This is a genomic window from Pontivivens marinum (genome assembly GCF_900231835.1).
Classification (GTDB): Bacteria; Pseudomonadota; Alphaproteobacteria; order Rhodobacterales; family Rhodobacteraceae; genus Pontivivens; species Pontivivens marinum.
Genome location: NZ_OCTN01000002.1, coordinates 103,206 through 117,240 on the forward strand (window position 1 = coordinate 103,206; position 14,035 = coordinate 117,240).

Sequence of the window (14,035 nt, forward strand, 5' to 3'; positions counted from 1 at the left end):
AGGCAGCTATGTCCGATCTCACACTCACGAATTTTGCCGGTAGCGTTCGCACCAGCATCGCAGGCGCACCGCGTCGCGGTTACGTGGCGCTTGTGGCGATCTGGACCCGTCGTTCGCGCAGTCGGCGTCACCTGAAACACCTTGATGCGCATCTGTTGCGCGATATCGGTGTTACGGAATGGAACGCGCAGCGCGAGGCGGAGCGTCCCTTCTGGGACTAACTCACACGATGATAACCAATCCTCTTCCCGACGGTTGGTTTTGACTAGCCCCCGATTTATCGGGGGCTTTTTTTATGTAAAATGCCTCACAACGGGTCGAGCGTTCGCGGACCCGCGCCCTCATCCCCCAATTTATCACCGTCATTTATCAACGGACAGCGATCCACGGACAGGCAGCCGCAGCCGATGCAGCGGCCCAGATCGTCACGCAGCACGGTTAGGCGGGCAATGCGCTCGTTTAATTCGTCACGCCAGATTTGCGACATCGCCTCCCAATCCCGCGCATTGGGGGTGCGACCATCGGGCAGGGTGGCCATTGCCTGTCGTATCGCGCTCAACGGTAAACCCAATCGTTGCGCCGCTTTAATAATCGCGACCCGTCGCAGCACAGCGCGGGGATATCGGCGATGATTGGCGGCGGTGCGATTGGCGGCAATCAGACCCTCCGCCTCGTAGTAATGCAGGGTGGAGACGGGCAGCCCGCTGCGCTTTGACAGTTGGCCAACGCTTAATTCGATGGGGACCTTTGCCATGCTTGACCTCAAGTTAGCTTGAGGTTCGATAGTGGCAGCGAATCGAAAACAAGGCAAGGAGAACGCCATGTCCCGCCACCCCCTGATTGACCGAAATCGTTTGCGCCGCGCAGGACGAAAGTTCCTGTACGACCTGTTTTGTGGTCAGGCGCGCAACTGCTCTGATACTCTCAGCGACCACATCCAGCGCGATATCGGAATACGCCCCAGTGCGCCAAGGAGAGGGCTACGTCGTTTCTGAGTGTCGGTTTCGGATCGGAAACAGTCGCAGCTGAGTCGGGGTTCTTTTTGTCCTAAACCCCTCATTTGCCCGATTGACGCCGCCGCCGCCGCCGCATATCCGGTCTGTGGGTGCACAGCCGGACTAAGGGTGAGCGGCGGTGTACTCAGGAATTTCACCCTGACGAAGGAGCCGTCCATGAGCTTCGCTATCCAGCCGCAGGTTAAGCCTGCGCGCCCTGAATTCTCGTCTGGTCCTTGTCCCAAGCGCCCCGGCTGGTCCGCCGCTTCGGTCGCTGAACGCGCCTTTCTAGGGCGCTCGCACCGCGCCGCTGGTGCCAAGGCTCAGATCAAATCCGTTATCGATAAAACCGCCGAACTGCTCGGCGTTCCGTCTGATTACAAGGTTGGCATCGTGCCCGCATCCGACACGGGTGCCTATGAAATGGCGATGTGGTCCATGCTGGGCGCACGCCCCGTGGACATGCTGGTCTGGGAAAGCTTCGGCAAGGGCTGGGCGACTGACGCCACGAAACAGCTCGGTTTGGACGATTGCCGCGTGATCGAGGCTGATTACGGCACGCTGCCCGACCTTAGCACTGTGCGCATGGATGCCGATATTTGCTTCACGCAAAACGGCACGACATCCGGCGCGCGCATCCCGAATTTCGACTGGATCGCCGATGATCGTCAGGGACTGACCTTCGTGGACGCAACCTCCGCTGTCTTCGCGCAGGATGTTGATTGGGCCAAGGTCGATGTGCTGACATTCTCGTGGCAAAAGGTTCTGGGTGGTGAGGGCGCGCACGGCGTTCTGTTCCTGTCGCCCCGCGCTGTTGAGCGGTTGGAGAGTTACACACCGCCACGCCCGCTGCCGAAAATCTTCCGCATGACCAAGGGCGGAAAACTGATCGACGGCATCTTTACCGGTGCAACGATCAACACGCCGTCCATGTGGGCCGTTGCCGATGCCGAGGACGCGCTGGACTGGATCACCGAAATCGGTGGCCTGACAGCATCCAAGGCACGCGCAGATGACAACGCCGCAGCGATCCAGACCTGGGTTGATGCGACGGATTGGGTCGAGAACCTCGTGCCAAATGCGGCGGAGCGGTCCAATACCTCGGTTTGCCTGAAAATTGTGGATGCTGATATCGCGGCGCTGGATGATGCGGGGCAAAAGGCCTTCGTCAAAAAGATGGTCAAGATGTTGGAGGCTGAAAATGCCGCCCTCGACATTAACGGCTATCGCGACGCGCCTGCGGGTCTGCGCATTTGGTGTGGTGCCACGGTGGATACAGCCGATGTTACCGCGCTAACCCCTTGGCTCGACTGGGCCTTTGCGACTGCCAAAGCTGACATGTGATCTCGCGCCCCGGCCACGCGCCGGGGGCATCCTCTCATTCACGCCGCCCCATATAGGGCAGGCGACCGCTACAGGATTACCCAAATGCCTAAAGTACTTATCTCCGACAAACTCTCGGAAGCCGCCGTTCAGATCTTCAAGGATAACGGCGTTGAGGTCGATTTTCAGCCTTCGTTGGGCAAGGATCCGGCAAAGCTGGCTGAAATCATCGGTCAATATGACGGTCTGGCCATTCGTTCGGCGACCAAAGCCACGGCTGATCTGATCGCCAAGGCGGACAACCTCAAGGTTATTGGCCGCGCCGGTATCGGTGTTGATAACGTAGACATCGCCGCAGCTTCGGCACGTGGTGTTGTTGTGATGAACACGCCGTTCGGCAACTCGATCACCACGGCAGAGCACGCCATTGCGATGATGTTCGCTGTTGCTCGTCAAATCCCCGAGGCTGATGCCTCGACCCGCGCTGGTAAGTGGGAAAAATCCAAGTTTATGGGCACCGAAATCACCCGCAAAACTCTGGGCCTGATCGGCTGCGGCAATATCGGTTCGATCGTCGCGGATCGCGCACTGGGTCTGCGGATGAAGGTTGTCGCTTTCGACCCGTTCCTGTCCACAGAGCGCGCTGAAAAGCTGGGCGTGACCAAGGTTGATACAATCGAGGAGTTGCTGCCCCTCGCTGATTTCGTGACCTTGCACCTGCCCAAAACCGAAAAAACCGCGAACTTGCTGAGCGCCGAGCGCGTTAAGCTGATGAAAAAGGGGGCTTACCTTGTGAACTGTGCCCGCGGTGGTCTGGTTGACGAGGCCGCAGTCGCGCAGGCACTGCATGACGGTCATCTGGCTGGCGCTGCCTTTGACGTCTTCGCGCAGGAGCCCGCAACGGATAACCCACTGTTCACAGCACCGAATGTCGTTTGCACACCGCACCTTGGCGCTGCAACGTCCGAGGCTCAGGAAAACGTGGCGCTTCAGGTTGCGGAGCAGATGTCCGATTACCTGATGAAGGGCGCCATCTCGAACGCAATCAACGCCCCATCCGTCACGGCTGAGGAAGCACCGGTTCTGAAGCCCTGGATCGCTCTGGCTGAAATGCTGGGTGGCTTCGCGGGTCAGGTGACCGAGAACGCAATCAAAGAGATTGAGATTGAGTATGTCGGCAAGGTTGGCGATCTGAATCTAAAGCCGCTGACCAGCGCGTTGACTGCATCGCTGATGAAGCCTCTGGTCGGTGAGGGTGGCGTTAACATGGTTTCCGCCCCGATCGTTGCGCGTGAGCGTGGCGTGAAAATCGCGGAAACGCGCAAGGATGAGCAGGGCGCATATGGCTCCTACATTCGCGTTGTTGTGACGACGGAAAAGCAAACCCGCTCGGTTGCTGGTGCTGTCTTCTCCGACGGTAAACCTCGTTTCATCCAGATTAAGGGCATCGGGCTGGAGGCAGAGCCGCAGCAGTTCATGCTGTACACAACCAACAACGATACGCCGGGTTATATCGGCGCACTGGGTATGAAGCTGGGTGATCTGGGCGTAAATATCGCGACCTTCGCACTGGGCCGGTCCCAGAAGGAAGGCGAGGCGATTGCGCTGCTGGGTGTGGATGAGAAGCTGTCAGATGAGACGCTGGCTGAAATCCGCGCGCTGCCACAGGTTACGCAGGCTAAAGCGCTGGTTTTTTGATCCAATAAAAAGGCCCCGTCTCGTGCGGGGCCATTTGGACAAACCTGTGTGGAATAAAAGGGACCCCCGAATATATCGGGGGTCCCTTATTTATTATTATTAGAGTGATCGTCGGAATCGACGTTGTCATCCAATTCTTTACGGGCGGTGACAGCAAAGATAACCAAAGCTGCGGCCACAATCGCGACGGCCAGAAAAATGATCCCGTCCATGATTTTGCTCCCACATTTGCATTCCGTTAGTTACAAGAACGCAGGGGGGAACGATTCAGTTCCCTTACTCGGGGCGGCCGACCGAAATTAAGTTAAAGTTGAAGGTAAGCTCTTTACCGGCCAGCGGATGGTTCGCATCCAGTGTGACCATGCCGTCCTGAATATCGGTAACGATCAGACCAATTGTGCCACCCTGCTGGGTTTGCGCCTGCAATTGCAAACCAACCTCCAGCGGGATTTCCGCAGGGATCGTGTCGCGGGCGACCTGCTGGATTTGCGCTGGATCGTGATCGCCATATGCATCTGCGGCTGGAATGGTGACGGTGGATTCTGCACCCTCTTCCAGACCGGTGATTGCGTCGTCCAGACCTTTGATGATCTGACCGGAGCCCAGTGTGAAGCTCAACGGATCGCGGCCCTCGGAGCTGTCGAACTGCGTACCATCGGCAAGGGTGCCGGTGTAGTGGATCGAGACGATATCGCCTGCTGTTGCTGTGGTCATGTCGTGACCTCCTGCTTTTTTGCCGCCTTACCAAAGGGAGTAAAGGGGCCGGTTGCGTTGGCGTGTCTAACGGATGAGTGCCATTTGTAAACCGCAGCTAGGTGCTTCTTTTGGCCGAAAAACCCCTGAAAATCGGATTATTCCGTATCATCCGCGTATTTCCGGCCATCTAGGGAGCGGACTTCTGTATCAACAATTGGCAAGTCGCCCAGCGTTTCACCCTGCGGAGCGATGGACAGGTTTTCAAACTTGCGCGCTTGGCTGAGCACCCGCGTTTCAACTGTGGCAATCGTGCCATTATAGTCGCGCACGGTGTTTGAGATTGAGCTGCCCAGCTTCTCCAACTTACCGGCCAAGCCTGATAGGCGCTTGTACAACTCGCGCGCGAGATCTGTTGCCTCCTGCGCATTTGCGCTCATCCGATCCTGCTGCCAGCCATAGGCCACTGATTTCATCAACGCGATCAATGTGGTGGGGGTTGCGATAATCACCTTGTTGGCGATTGCATCCTCGAACAGCGACGGATCTTCGCTGAGCGCGGCGGAATAAAATGCCTCGCCCGGAATGAACATAATGACGAAATCGGGGGAGCCCGCGATGGCATCGAAATAGCTTTTCGCGGCTAACCCCCTCATCTGTGTGCGCAATTGCCGTGCGTGATTGCCGAGGGTGGTCTGCTTCTCAGGCCCATCATCCATGCCCGCAGCAGTTAGATAGGCGTCGAGCGAAGTTTTCGCGTCGATCACCAGCTTCTTGCCACCGGGCATGTTGATCGTGGCATCTGGCCGTTGGCGTTGCCCGTCCACGTTGACGGATTTTTCCATGTGGAAGTCGACGTGATCGACCATGCCTGCCATCTCAACCACTTGGCGCAGTTGGAATTCACCCCAGTTTCCGCGAGTCTTTGGCGCACGCAGGGCGCTCACCAAGCGATGGGTTTCGCTGGTCAGCTTTTCCTGCCCTTGGGCGAGGCTGACGACCTGCTGGCGGATTTGCTGATAGGCCCCCTCACGCGCCTTTTCCAGTTCTTGCGTCTGACGTTCAAACTTTGTCAGGTTTTCGCGGATAGGGCCGAGCAGGGTCTCAATCCCCTTTTGCCGGGCGCCCAGATCGGCATCGGCGGCCTGTTTATGCTTCTCAAATCGTTCCGTCACGGATGTCAGGAAGCGTTCGGCGTTTCCGTCCAATGCTTTACGGGCCAGTTCGTCAAAGCGGCGTTCCAGCATTTCCTGCGCACCGCGCAATTCCTCAACCCGTGCGACGTGGTTTTGCTTCTCGGATTTCAGCTCGGAATTCAGGGTTGCGATCAGGCGCTCGGCGTCGCGCAACTCATCCGTCGTGTCGAGCAGGCGGTCCTTATAGTCCTGCGCTAGCGTCGCGCGTTCTTGCATTCGCGCCAGTTCGGTTTGCGCTTGGGCGGCATCCTGTGCCGCGGCGCGATGTGATTCTGCATCGGTGCGCAAAGTGGATATTTCACTGCGCAGGGCGCGTATGCTGAACAGTCCCCGCAGCAACCAGCCCGAAATCAGAGCGATCAGAGCAACAACATACCATTCCTGCAAGACAGGATATTGCGCGAGCATTTCGTGAATCTGGTCCATTTGGCCTCCTGAACAGGACCGTACAGGGAACATCCGCCAATGACACTCGCTATTTATGGTTTCACACCGCAGATATGAAGGCTATACCGCGTCCGTAACAGCCAAGGAGAATGATATGGCCAATGTCGTCGTCGTAGGCGCCCAATGGGGCGATGAGGGCAAGGGCAAGATCGTGGACTGGCTCAGTGAGCGAGCAGACGTGATCGTGCGCTTTCAGGGTGGGCACAATGCCGGCCATACGCTCGTCATTGACGGCACGGTCTACAAACTGTCGCTGCTGCCCTCGGGCATTTTGCGCGATGGAAAGCTGGGCGTGATCGGTAACGGCGTTGTTCTGGACCCATGGTCCCTGATGTCCGAAATCGAGAAGATCGCAGGGCAGGGCGTGACCGTTGGTCCGCATAACCTGATGATTGCTGAGAACACTCCACTGATCCTGCCCGTGCATCAAGACCTAGATCAGATGCGCGAAGAAGCTGCCGGAAAGTCCAAAATCGGCACGACCGGTCGCGGTATCGGACCAGCATATGAGGATAAGGTTGGCCGCCGCTCGATCCGCGTTGCTGATCTTGCGGATGAAACAACGCTCGACGATCGTTTGGACCGTCTGCTGGCGCATCACGATGCGTTGCGTAAGGGTCTGGGCGCGGAGGCGATTGATCGCGCCGCGTTGAAGGCAAAGCTGCTTGAAATCGCACCAAGCATCCTGCAATTCGCCGCTCCAGTCTGGAAAGTGCTGGCGGAGAAGCGCAAGGCGGGCAACCGGATCCTGTTTGAGGGTGCGCAGGGCGCATTGCTCGACGTTGATTTCGGAACCTACCCCTATGTTACCTCGTCGAACACACTGGCCGGAATGGCTGCGACGGGTTCGGGCATGGGGCCGGGATCGGTTGGATTTGTTCTAGGGATCGTAAAGGCTTACACCACGCGCGTTGGTGCGGGACCATTCCCGTGTGAGCTGGATGATGCCGTTGGTGTGCATCTGGCGACCGTTGGGCGTGAAAAGGGTACAGTCACTGGCCGCGACCGCCGTTGTGGCTGGTTCGATTCCGTTCTGGTGCGTCAGACCTGCACGACAAGCGGCGTTAAGGGGATTGCCTTGACCAAGCTGGACGTGCTGGACGGGCTGGAGGAGCTGAAAATCTGTACCGGCTACAAGCTGGACGGTGAAGTTCTGGACCATCTGCCAACTGCCGCCGCGCAGCAGGCACGTGTTGAGCCGATTTACGAAACCATGCCGGGTTGGCAGGGGTCCACGGTTGGTGCGCGCACTTGGGCCGAATTGCCCGCTGAAGCGATTAAATATGTGCGCCGTATCGAGGAGCTGATCGGTTGTCCGGTTGCGTTGCTGTCCACCTCGCCTGAGCGGGAAGACACGATCTTGGTCACGGACCCGTTCGAGGACTGAGTTCTACCGAACAATCAGACATAAAAAAGGGGCGCCGTTCGGTGCCCCTTTTACGTTGTAGAGATTGAGAACCCGTTAATCGGGGAAGGATCGCGATCCCTTGATCTGATCCCACGCCCAAACGACCTCCTGCAACTTATCCTCGTCGTCGCGCTTTCCGCCATTCATGTCGGGGTGCAGATCCTTGACGAGGCTTTTGTAAACCTTACGCAATTCCGATTTGGTCAGCGTATCCTCCGCCGCGAGGATGGTCAGGGCCTTACGCTCTGTCGGGGGCAGCTTACGCTTGCGCGGGCGGTTGGGGGCGCTGGCGGGGTTCATTGTCGCGTTTTCACCCAGAACCTGCATCGGATCATCGAATCCGAAGCGTGCCCATGCGCGGCCCTCCGTATGGGATGAGGTTTTTGCCTTCTCCGCACCGGTTTTGAATGACCACGTCGGGCGTTCGCCAACGCGATCCTTCTCAAGCTGTTCGTCGAATTCTTCCTCGGAATGATACTCGAAGAAATTCCATTTCTGGTTATAGGCGCGGATGTGCTCCTTACAAAACCAGTAGAAATCTTCGAGTTTGTCCCGTGACTTAGGTGCACGATACAGGCCGCGTTCATTGCAGCCCTCATGGTCGCACTGTTTGGTTGATGAGGTTACGGCACCGGACTGGCCGCGCGATTTAGCACGGCGTCGTTTGTCCGCACCAACGGAAATGTCAAAATCAAAGGGGTTATTGCGCGCCATGCTAATCTCTCCTGCCGGGACCACTTCCGAGTCGGGAGACGAGAGTTTAGACTTATCCCAGCCAAGGTGAAGAGCCACAGGGCAGTAGGAGAGAATTTTTGCGCGTCGCAGATCATATCAGTTTGAAATTAAAAGAAACCTTTGCACCGCAGCAATTGGAGGTCGTGGACGAATCCCACCTTCATGCCGGACATGCTGGCGCGCCCGAGGGTGGGCAGAGCCATTTTCGGGTGTTTATGCGCGCGGAAACGCTGGATGGCCTGAATCGCGTGGCGGTGCAGCGCCGGATTTATGCCGCGCTAAAGGCCGAAATGGCCGGACCGATTCACGCGCTCGCCTTGGATGTTGCGGCGCGTTAACTTTGAAAACGGCGGGCTGCTATGTGGCTGCTTTCAGGCTGCTCTATGGCTGGCATGGGGCAGGCGAGGTCGAAAAGGTTAACGGCTGGCCCGTGCCAGCCGTTTCCAGAATTTAGCGACGTAGTGAGTCGATCAGTTTCGCGATGAAGCGCTCGCCCTCTGCCAATTGGTCGAGGCTGAGGAATTCATCGGGCTGGTGTGCCTGCTCGATCGAGCCGGGACCGCAGACGACGGTGGACACGCCACGCTCCTGAAACTGCCCGCCCTCAGTGCCGTAGGAGACTTTGCCGGAGGAGTTGTCGCCTGTCAGTTGCCGTACCAATGTGGCGGCTGCGCCATCGGTTTCGGGGCGTAGTCCAGGCACGCGGCCGCGACGCTCAATGTCGATACCTGCCTCGGGGCGGATGGCCTGAATTTCGGCCTCCAACTCGGCAGCCTTTTCGCGGAAACGCTTTTCCCAATCATCGACGCTTTCATGGGGAGCGACGCGAATATCGATGACGAAGGTGCAATCCTTGGCCGTGATATTATGCGCTGTACCACCCGCGATGACGCCGGAATGCAGGGTCGTCCATGGCGGCTCGAACCCTGTATCGGGCAGGGCGTTGGCGCGATTTTCCTGCATGGTTTCATACATCCAGTTGATCAGGCGCGATGCCGTCATCACCGCAGAAACGCCGGTGTGGACGAGAGAGGAATGTACCTCGAACCCGCGCACATGGATGTTCAGGCCGACAGAGCCCTTATGCCCGTCAACAAGGCGCATCATGGACGGCTCGCCCACAATACAGGCGCGGGGCATGGGCAGTTCAGCAACCATGCGGTCGATCATGGGTGGCGCGCCGATGCAGCCGACCTCCTCGTCATAACTCAGCGCCAACATGATCGGTTGGGCCAGATCGGCGGCAACCATTTGCGGCACCGCGGCCAGTGCGGTGGCCAGAAAGCCCTTCATGTCGCAGGTGCCGCGACCGAACAGTTTTCCGTCACGCTCGGTCAGGGTCCATGGGTCGCAGGTCCATTCCTGACCATCGGTGGGTACAACATCGGTGTGGCCGGACAGGACAACGCCGCCCTCAACCTCAGGCCCGATCAGGGCGTGCAGGCTGGCCTTGGTCCCTGTTTCGTCGAATGTGCGATGCGAGGTAACGCCATGTGATTCAAGGTAATCCGCAACGAAATCAATCAGCGGCAGGTTGCTGTCACGACTGACGGTCGGGAACGAGACGAGGCGTTCCAGCATTTCGCGCGCGGTGTACTGCTGTGTCATTTGAAATCCCTACGGTTGTAAAACCGGCGGAGCTTGGGGGCGACTGACGCTGACGTCAAGCGCTGTATGGCACTTGCAAGCCAGAGAGAATCAGCGTCTTATTTCGATGATAGAGCGACCTGAAAGCGCCGGAGAGCGCGATCCACCTGGTCGCAGACAGGGATAATATGCGCGATACGACTGCACCGCTTTTAGACGTAGCGGGGCTGAAAACTGTATTTCACACCCGCTCCGGGGATGTTCATGCAGTGAACTCAATTTCGTTTGCTCTGGAGGCAGGCGAGCTTGTCGGCGTTGTCGGCGAGAGTGGTTCCGGCAAGTCCGTAACCATGATGAGCCTGATGGACCTGCTGCCACGCTCGGCGGAGATTGTCGGCGGCGAGGTCCTGTTCGAGGGGCGCGACGTGCGCGGCATGACCCGTGCGGAGTTGCTGCAATTGCGGGGCCGTGATGTCGGTTTCGTGTTTCAGGACCCGATGACGTCGCTGAATCCGGTCTTCACCGTTGGCCGTCAAATCACCGAGCGTCTGCGCAAACACATGGGCATGACCAAAGCGGAAGCCAAGGTGCGTGCAGCCGAGTTGCTAGGCCTTGTCGGGATTTCCGATCCTGAGCGTCGGTTGAGCGATTACCCGCACCAGTTTTCCGGTGGCATGCGGCAGCGGGTGATGATTGCCATCGCCCTGGCCTGTGACCCGAAGCTGTTGATTGCGGATGAGCCGACCACTGCGCTGGACGTGACCATTCAGGCGCAAATTATCGAACTGGTCCGTGATTTGCGGCGCAAGCTGGATATGGGCATCATCTGGATCACTCATGATCTGGGCGTGGTTGCCGGTATCGCGGACCGTGTCATCGTTATGTATGCGGGCCAGATTGTAGAGCAGGGACCAGTTCGCGACTTGTTTGCACGGCCCCAGCACCCCTATACCCGCGCCCTGCTGGAAACTTTGCCCAAGGTAACGGGTGAGCGGTCGGAGCGCCTGCACACGATTGAGGGACAACCCCCGTCGCTGGGTGATGAACCGACAAGCTGTCCATTTGCGCCGCGTTGTGCCCATGCCTTTGCGCGCTGTATGACCGAAAACCCGTTCCGGGTTGATGTTGGCGGGGGCCATGATGTCGCCTGCTGGTGGGACCCTGAAACCGGAGAGATGCGGGATGTCTGAGGCACTGGTCGAGGTCCGTAACCTCACAATGCATTTCGACATTCACGCTGGTATTTTGCGCCGCAAGGTTGGCGCGGTGCGTGCAGTGGATGGCCTGAGCTTTGACATTATGCAGGGCGAAACGCTGGGTCTGGTCGGGGAAAGCGGTTGCGGTAAATCCACAACTGGCCGCGCGATCTTGCGTTTATATGATCCCACCGATGGCTCCGTCAAAATCGACGGTGTTGATATTGCCAGCCTGAACACCAGCGACCTGCGCAAAGCGCGGCCGCAAATGCAGATGATCTTTCAGGATCCGCAGGCCAGCCTGAACCCGCGGATGAATGTCAGCGAGATCATCGCGGAACCGCTGCGTGAGCATACCAAGATGGACAGCGCCGCCCGCGATGCCCGTGTCCGTGAGTTGATGGATGCGGTGGGTTTGAACCGTGCCTTTGCCAGCCGGTATCCCCATGAATTTTCCGGCGGTCAGCGGCAGCGGATCGGGATTGCGCGGGCGCTGGCCCTCAATCCGAAATTCATTGTTTGTGATGAGCCGATTGCCGCGCTGGATGTGTCAATTCAGGCGCAGGTTGTTAATTTGCTTGAGGATTTGCAACGTGAACTGGGGCTGACCTATCTGTTCATCTCGCATGACCTCAGCATGGTGCGCCATTTGGCGACGCGGGTTGCGGTGATGTATCTGGGTAAGATTGTGGAGCTGGCGCCGCGTGACGCGCTGTATTCCGATCCACATCACCCATACACTCAGGCATTGCTAAGCGCGGTTCCCGTTGCCGATCCTGAGGTTGAGGCGACCCGCAAGCAGATCATTCTGGAGGGCGACGTGCCCAGCCCGGCAAAACCGCCAGAGGGCTGCAATTTCTGCACACGCTGCCCCAAGGTGATGGATATCTGTCGTAAGGTATCCCCCGAATTCCGTGAACATGCGCCGGGCCGTTTCAGTGCCTGCCATTTGATGGATGAATAAAAAGACGCAACTTATTGCGCGAAAACAAAAAAATAATATCCCAACAAGGAGTATCCCAATGAAAAAGATCGGTTTCCTAATGGCCGCAACCGCTTTGGTTGCCGCCGGTGCTGCACAGGCCGAGCGTGCCTCGGATGGTCAGCTGAACATCATTTATTGGCAGGCACCCTCGCTGCTGAACCCATATCTGTCCGGCGGCACGAAGGAGCTTGAAGCTGCTTCGCTCGTGATTGAGCCGCTGGCCCGCTATAACGAGACGGGTACAATGGTGCCGTTCCTCGTTGATGAAATCCCGACTGTTGCCAATGGCGGCGTGTCCGAGGATCTGACCAGCATCACATGGACCCTGAGCGAAGGCATCCTGTGGTCCGACGGCACACCACTGACCGCAGCAGACGCTGTGTTCACATGGCAGTATTGCACGGACGAAAATTCCGGCTGCGCGCAGTTGTCCAACTATAACGACGTTGAGAGCGTCGAGGCGCTGGACGATCGCACGATCAAGATCACGTTCTCCGTTCCCAAGCCATTCCCGTACGGCCCATTCGTTGGCGCACAGTCGCCCATCATTCAGGCGGCTCAGTTTGCCGAGTGCGTTGGCGCAGCGGCTCCTACCTGTACAGATGCGAACTTCGCGCCAATCGGCACCGGCCCGTTTGTCGTAACCGACTTTAAGGCGAACGACGTTGCATCCTTTGCTGCGAACGAGAACTACCGCGATCCGGCACAGCCTGCATTCGCGACTGTGAACTTCAAAGGCGGCGGCGATGCTGCATCCGCGGCGCGTTCGGTCCTGGAAACAGGCGAGTTTGACTACGCTTGGAACCTTCAGGTTGAGCCTGAAATCCTGACGCAAATGTCCGCTGCGGGGCAGGGTACTGTTGTTTCCGCATTCGGTACTTCGGTTGAGCGTATGCACGTCAACCAGACCGATCCTAACCCTGATCTGGGTGATGAGCGTGGTACCGCAGCGCATCCGCACCCGTTCCTGACAGACCCACGGGTTAGCCGCGCGCTGTCCATCGCGATTGACCGCGAAATTCTGGTTGAGGCAGGCTACGGCTCGGCTGGTCAGCCAACCTGTAACGTTCTGCCGGCGCCTGCGATCTATGCGTCCACGAACAATGACTGGTGCCTGAACTACGATCCTGATGAGGCAAACCGCATTCTGGACGAAGCTGGCTGGGTTGTTGGCGATGATGGTGTTCGCGTTAAGGACGGCGTGCGTTTGAGTGTGCTGTACCAGACCTCCACCAACTCCGTTCGTCAGGGCACACAGGCTCTGGTCAAGCAGATGTGGGAGCTGATCGGTGTTGAAACCGAGCTGCGCAACATCGACGCTTCGGTCTTCTTTGGCGGTGATCCATCCAGCCCCGATACGTTCCAGAAGTTCTTTGCCGATATCGAGATGTACACCAACAACTTCGACGGCACCGATCCTGAGCGTTACATGGGCAACTGGGCCTGCGCCGAGGCACCCTCGCCCGAGACGCAGTGGCAGGGTTCGAACAACCAGCGTTTCTGCTCTGCTGAGTATGACGAGTTGGTTGTAGAGTTCGGTCAAACCGCTGCTCTGGAAGATCGCGCCGCACTGGCGATCAAAATGAACGACATGCTGATGGATAGCGGTTCGATCATTCCTCTGGTGCACCGTGGTGGTGTTTCCGCGCACGCAAACTCCCTGCAAGGTGTTCTGATGAACGAGTGGGATAGTGAGCTGTGGAACATTGCTGACTGGACCCGCGCAGACTAATCGCGCAATCGGAGCGGCGGCTTGCTGCCGCTCCACCACC

The 14,035-nt window shown here is 58.0% G+C and carries 15 protein-coding genes; 9 read left to right on the forward strand and 6 right to left on the reverse strand.

Going from position 1 to position 14,035, the window contains the following annotated elements:
- The first annotated feature begins 8 nt into the window (after nucleotides 1-8).
- Nucleotides 9-221, forward strand: coding sequence for a DUF1127 domain-containing protein (locus tag CR254_RS06425; RefSeq protein WP_097929025.1), 213 nt, complete (start codon nucleotides 9-11; stop codon nucleotides 219-221).
- A gap of 86 nt (nucleotides 222-307) precedes the next feature.
- Here the strand turns inward: CR254_RS06425 and soxR are convergent, their stop codons facing one another.
- Nucleotides 308-754, reverse strand: coding sequence for a redox-sensitive transcriptional activator SoxR (soxR, locus tag CR254_RS06430; RefSeq protein ID WP_219617992.1), 447 nt, complete (start codon nucleotides 752-754; stop codon nucleotides 308-310).
- Between the two features lie 67 nt (nucleotides 755-821).
- Between soxR and CR254_RS18015 the strand changes: the two genes are divergently transcribed.
- From CR254_RS18015 to serA, 3 genes are all read left to right on the forward strand, one after another.
- Nucleotides 822-995, forward strand: a complete 174-nt coding sequence (locus tag CR254_RS18015) for a hypothetical protein (protein ID WP_180955908.1) — start codon at nucleotides 822-824, stop codon at nucleotides 993-995.
- Between the two features lie 177 nt (nucleotides 996-1,172).
- On the forward strand, nucleotides 1,173-2,339 hold the full coding sequence (locus CR254_RS06435; RefSeq protein ID WP_097929027.1) for a phosphoserine transaminase: 1,167 nt from the start codon (nucleotides 1,173-1,175) through the stop codon (nucleotides 2,337-2,339).
- Between the two features lie 84 nt (nucleotides 2,340-2,423).
- Nucleotides 2,424-4,016: a phosphoglycerate dehydrogenase gene (serA, locus tag CR254_RS06440; RefSeq protein WP_097929028.1), complete on the forward strand. Its 1,593-nt coding sequence runs from the start codon at nucleotides 2,424-2,426 to the stop codon at nucleotides 4,014-4,016.
- A gap of 86 nt (nucleotides 4,017-4,102) precedes the next feature.
- On the opposite strand, the gene CR254_RS18300 is transcribed toward serA, so the two are convergent.
- The 3 genes from CR254_RS18300 to CR254_RS06450 all read right to left on the reverse strand — a co-directional run bounded on the left by CR254_RS18300 (nucleotide 4,103) and on the right by CR254_RS06450 (nucleotide 6,331).
- Nucleotides 4,103-4,228 (reverse strand): hypothetical protein, encoded by a 126-nt coding sequence (locus CR254_RS18300; RefSeq protein ID WP_281252976.1) that lies wholly within the window; start codon nucleotides 4,226-4,228, stop codon nucleotides 4,103-4,105.
- Between the two features lie 64 nt (nucleotides 4,229-4,292).
- Nucleotides 4,293-4,730, reverse strand: coding sequence for an FKBP-type peptidyl-prolyl cis-trans isomerase (locus CR254_RS06445; protein WP_097929029.1), 438 nt, complete (start codon nucleotides 4,728-4,730; stop codon nucleotides 4,293-4,295).
- 137 nt (nucleotides 4,731-4,867) lie between these two features.
- Entirely contained in the window at nucleotides 4,868-6,331 is a 1,464-nt protein-coding gene (locus CR254_RS06450) for a DNA recombination protein RmuC (protein WP_180955909.1), read from the reverse strand.
- Nucleotides 6,332-6,446: 115 nt separating this feature from the next.
- On the opposite strand from CR254_RS06450, the gene CR254_RS06455 reads away from it, so the two are divergent.
- Complete coding sequence (locus tag CR254_RS06455; protein ID WP_097929031.1) at nucleotides 6,447-7,739, forward strand: adenylosuccinate synthase; 1,293 nt, start codon at nucleotides 6,447-6,449, stop codon at nucleotides 7,737-7,739.
- Nucleotides 7,740-7,814: 75 nt separating this feature from the next.
- Here the strand turns inward: CR254_RS06455 and CR254_RS06460 are convergent, their stop codons facing one another.
- The gene (locus tag CR254_RS06460) at nucleotides 7,815-8,474 is read right to left on the reverse strand and encodes a J domain-containing protein (RefSeq protein WP_097929032.1); all 660 of its coding nucleotides are present in this window, start codon (nucleotides 8,472-8,474) and stop codon (nucleotides 7,815-7,817) included.
- A gap of 98 nt (nucleotides 8,475-8,572) precedes the next feature.
- Here CR254_RS06460 and CR254_RS06465 point away from each other — a divergent pair, with 98 nt between their 5' ends.
- Nucleotides 8,573-8,833: a BolA family protein gene (locus CR254_RS06465; RefSeq protein ID WP_097929033.1), complete on the forward strand. Its 261-nt coding sequence runs from the start codon at nucleotides 8,573-8,575 to the stop codon at nucleotides 8,831-8,833.
- A gap of 112 nt (nucleotides 8,834-8,945) precedes the next feature.
- Here the strand turns inward: CR254_RS06465 and argE are convergent, their stop codons facing one another.
- Nucleotides 8,946-10,103 carry an acetylornithine deacetylase gene (gene argE, locus CR254_RS06470; protein ID WP_097929034.1) on the reverse strand — a complete coding sequence of 386 codons (1,158 nt, stop codon included), beginning with the start codon at nucleotides 10,101-10,103 and terminating at the stop codon, nucleotides 8,946-8,948.
- A 167-nt stretch (nucleotides 10,104-10,270) separates the two neighbouring features.
- Here argE and CR254_RS06475 point away from each other — a divergent pair, with 167 nt between their 5' ends.
- The 3 genes from CR254_RS06475 to CR254_RS06485 are packed head-to-tail and all read left to right on the forward strand — an operon-like array spanning nucleotide 10,271 to nucleotide 13,995.
- Nucleotides 10,271-11,272 (forward strand): ABC transporter ATP-binding protein, encoded by a 1,002-nt coding sequence (locus CR254_RS06475; RefSeq protein ID WP_097929035.1) that lies wholly within the window; start codon nucleotides 10,271-10,273, stop codon nucleotides 11,270-11,272.
- Nucleotides 11,265-12,242, forward strand: a complete 978-nt coding sequence (locus tag CR254_RS06480; RefSeq protein ID WP_097929036.1) for an ABC transporter ATP-binding protein — start codon at nucleotides 11,265-11,267, stop codon at nucleotides 12,240-12,242. Before CR254_RS06475 ends, CR254_RS06480 begins: the two co-directional genes overlap by 8 nt.
- Before the next feature lie 58 nt (nucleotides 12,243-12,300).
- Nucleotides 12,301-13,995 carry a peptide ABC transporter substrate-binding protein gene (locus CR254_RS06485; protein ID WP_097929037.1) on the forward strand — a complete coding sequence of 565 codons (1,695 nt, stop codon included), beginning with the start codon at nucleotides 12,301-12,303 and terminating at the stop codon, nucleotides 13,993-13,995.
- Nucleotides 13,996-14,035 lie beyond the last annotated feature (40 nt).

What these genes read in the sequence shown, in the direction of transcription:
- CR254_RS06425 (WP_097929025.1), top strand. Translation starts at nt 9, where the DNA reads ATGTCCGATCTCACACTCACGAATTTTGCCGGTAGCGTTCGCACCAGC.
- soxR (WP_219617992.1), bottom strand. Translation starts at nt 754, where the DNA reads ATGGCAAAGGTCCCCATCGAATTAAGCGTTGGCCAACTGTCAAAGCGC.
- CR254_RS18015 (WP_180955908.1), top strand. Translation starts at nt 822, where the DNA reads ATGTCCCGCCACCCCCTGATTGACCGAAATCGTTTGCGCCGCGCAGGA.
- CR254_RS06435 (WP_097929027.1), top strand. Translation starts at nt 1,173, where the DNA reads ATGAGCTTCGCTATCCAGCCGCAGGTTAAGCCTGCGCGCCCTGAATTC.
- serA (WP_097929028.1), top strand. Translation starts at nt 2,424, where the DNA reads ATGCCTAAAGTACTTATCTCCGACAAACTCTCGGAAGCCGCCGTTCAG.
- CR254_RS18300 (WP_281252976.1), bottom strand. Translation starts at nt 4,228, where the DNA reads ATGGACGGGATCATTTTTCTGGCCGTCGCGATTGTGGCCGCAGCTTTG.
- CR254_RS06445 (WP_097929029.1), bottom strand. Translation starts at nt 4,730, where the DNA reads ATGACCACAGCAACAGCAGGCGATATCGTCTCGATCCACTACACCGGC.
- CR254_RS06450 (WP_180955909.1), bottom strand. Translation starts at nt 6,331, where the DNA reads ATGGACCAGATTCACGAAATGCTCGCGCAATATCCTGTCTTGCAGGAA.
- CR254_RS06455 (WP_097929031.1), top strand. Translation starts at nt 6,447, where the DNA reads ATGGCCAATGTCGTCGTCGTAGGCGCCCAATGGGGCGATGAGGGCAAG.
- CR254_RS06460 (WP_097929032.1), bottom strand. Translation starts at nt 8,474, where the DNA reads ATGGCGCGCAATAACCCCTTTGATTTTGACATTTCCGTTGGTGCGGAC.
- argE (WP_097929034.1), bottom strand. Translation starts at nt 10,103, where the DNA reads ATGACACAGCAGTACACCGCGCGCGAAATGCTGGAACGCCTCGTCTCG.
- CR254_RS06475 (WP_097929035.1), top strand. Translation starts at nt 10,271, where the DNA reads ATGCGCGATACGACTGCACCGCTTTTAGACGTAGCGGGGCTGAAAACT.
- CR254_RS06480 (WP_097929036.1), top strand. Translation starts at nt 11,265, where the DNA reads ATGTCTGAGGCACTGGTCGAGGTCCGTAACCTCACAATGCATTTCGAC.
- CR254_RS06485 (WP_097929037.1), top strand. Translation starts at nt 12,301, where the DNA reads ATGAAAAAGATCGGTTTCCTAATGGCCGCAACCGCTTTGGTTGCCGCC.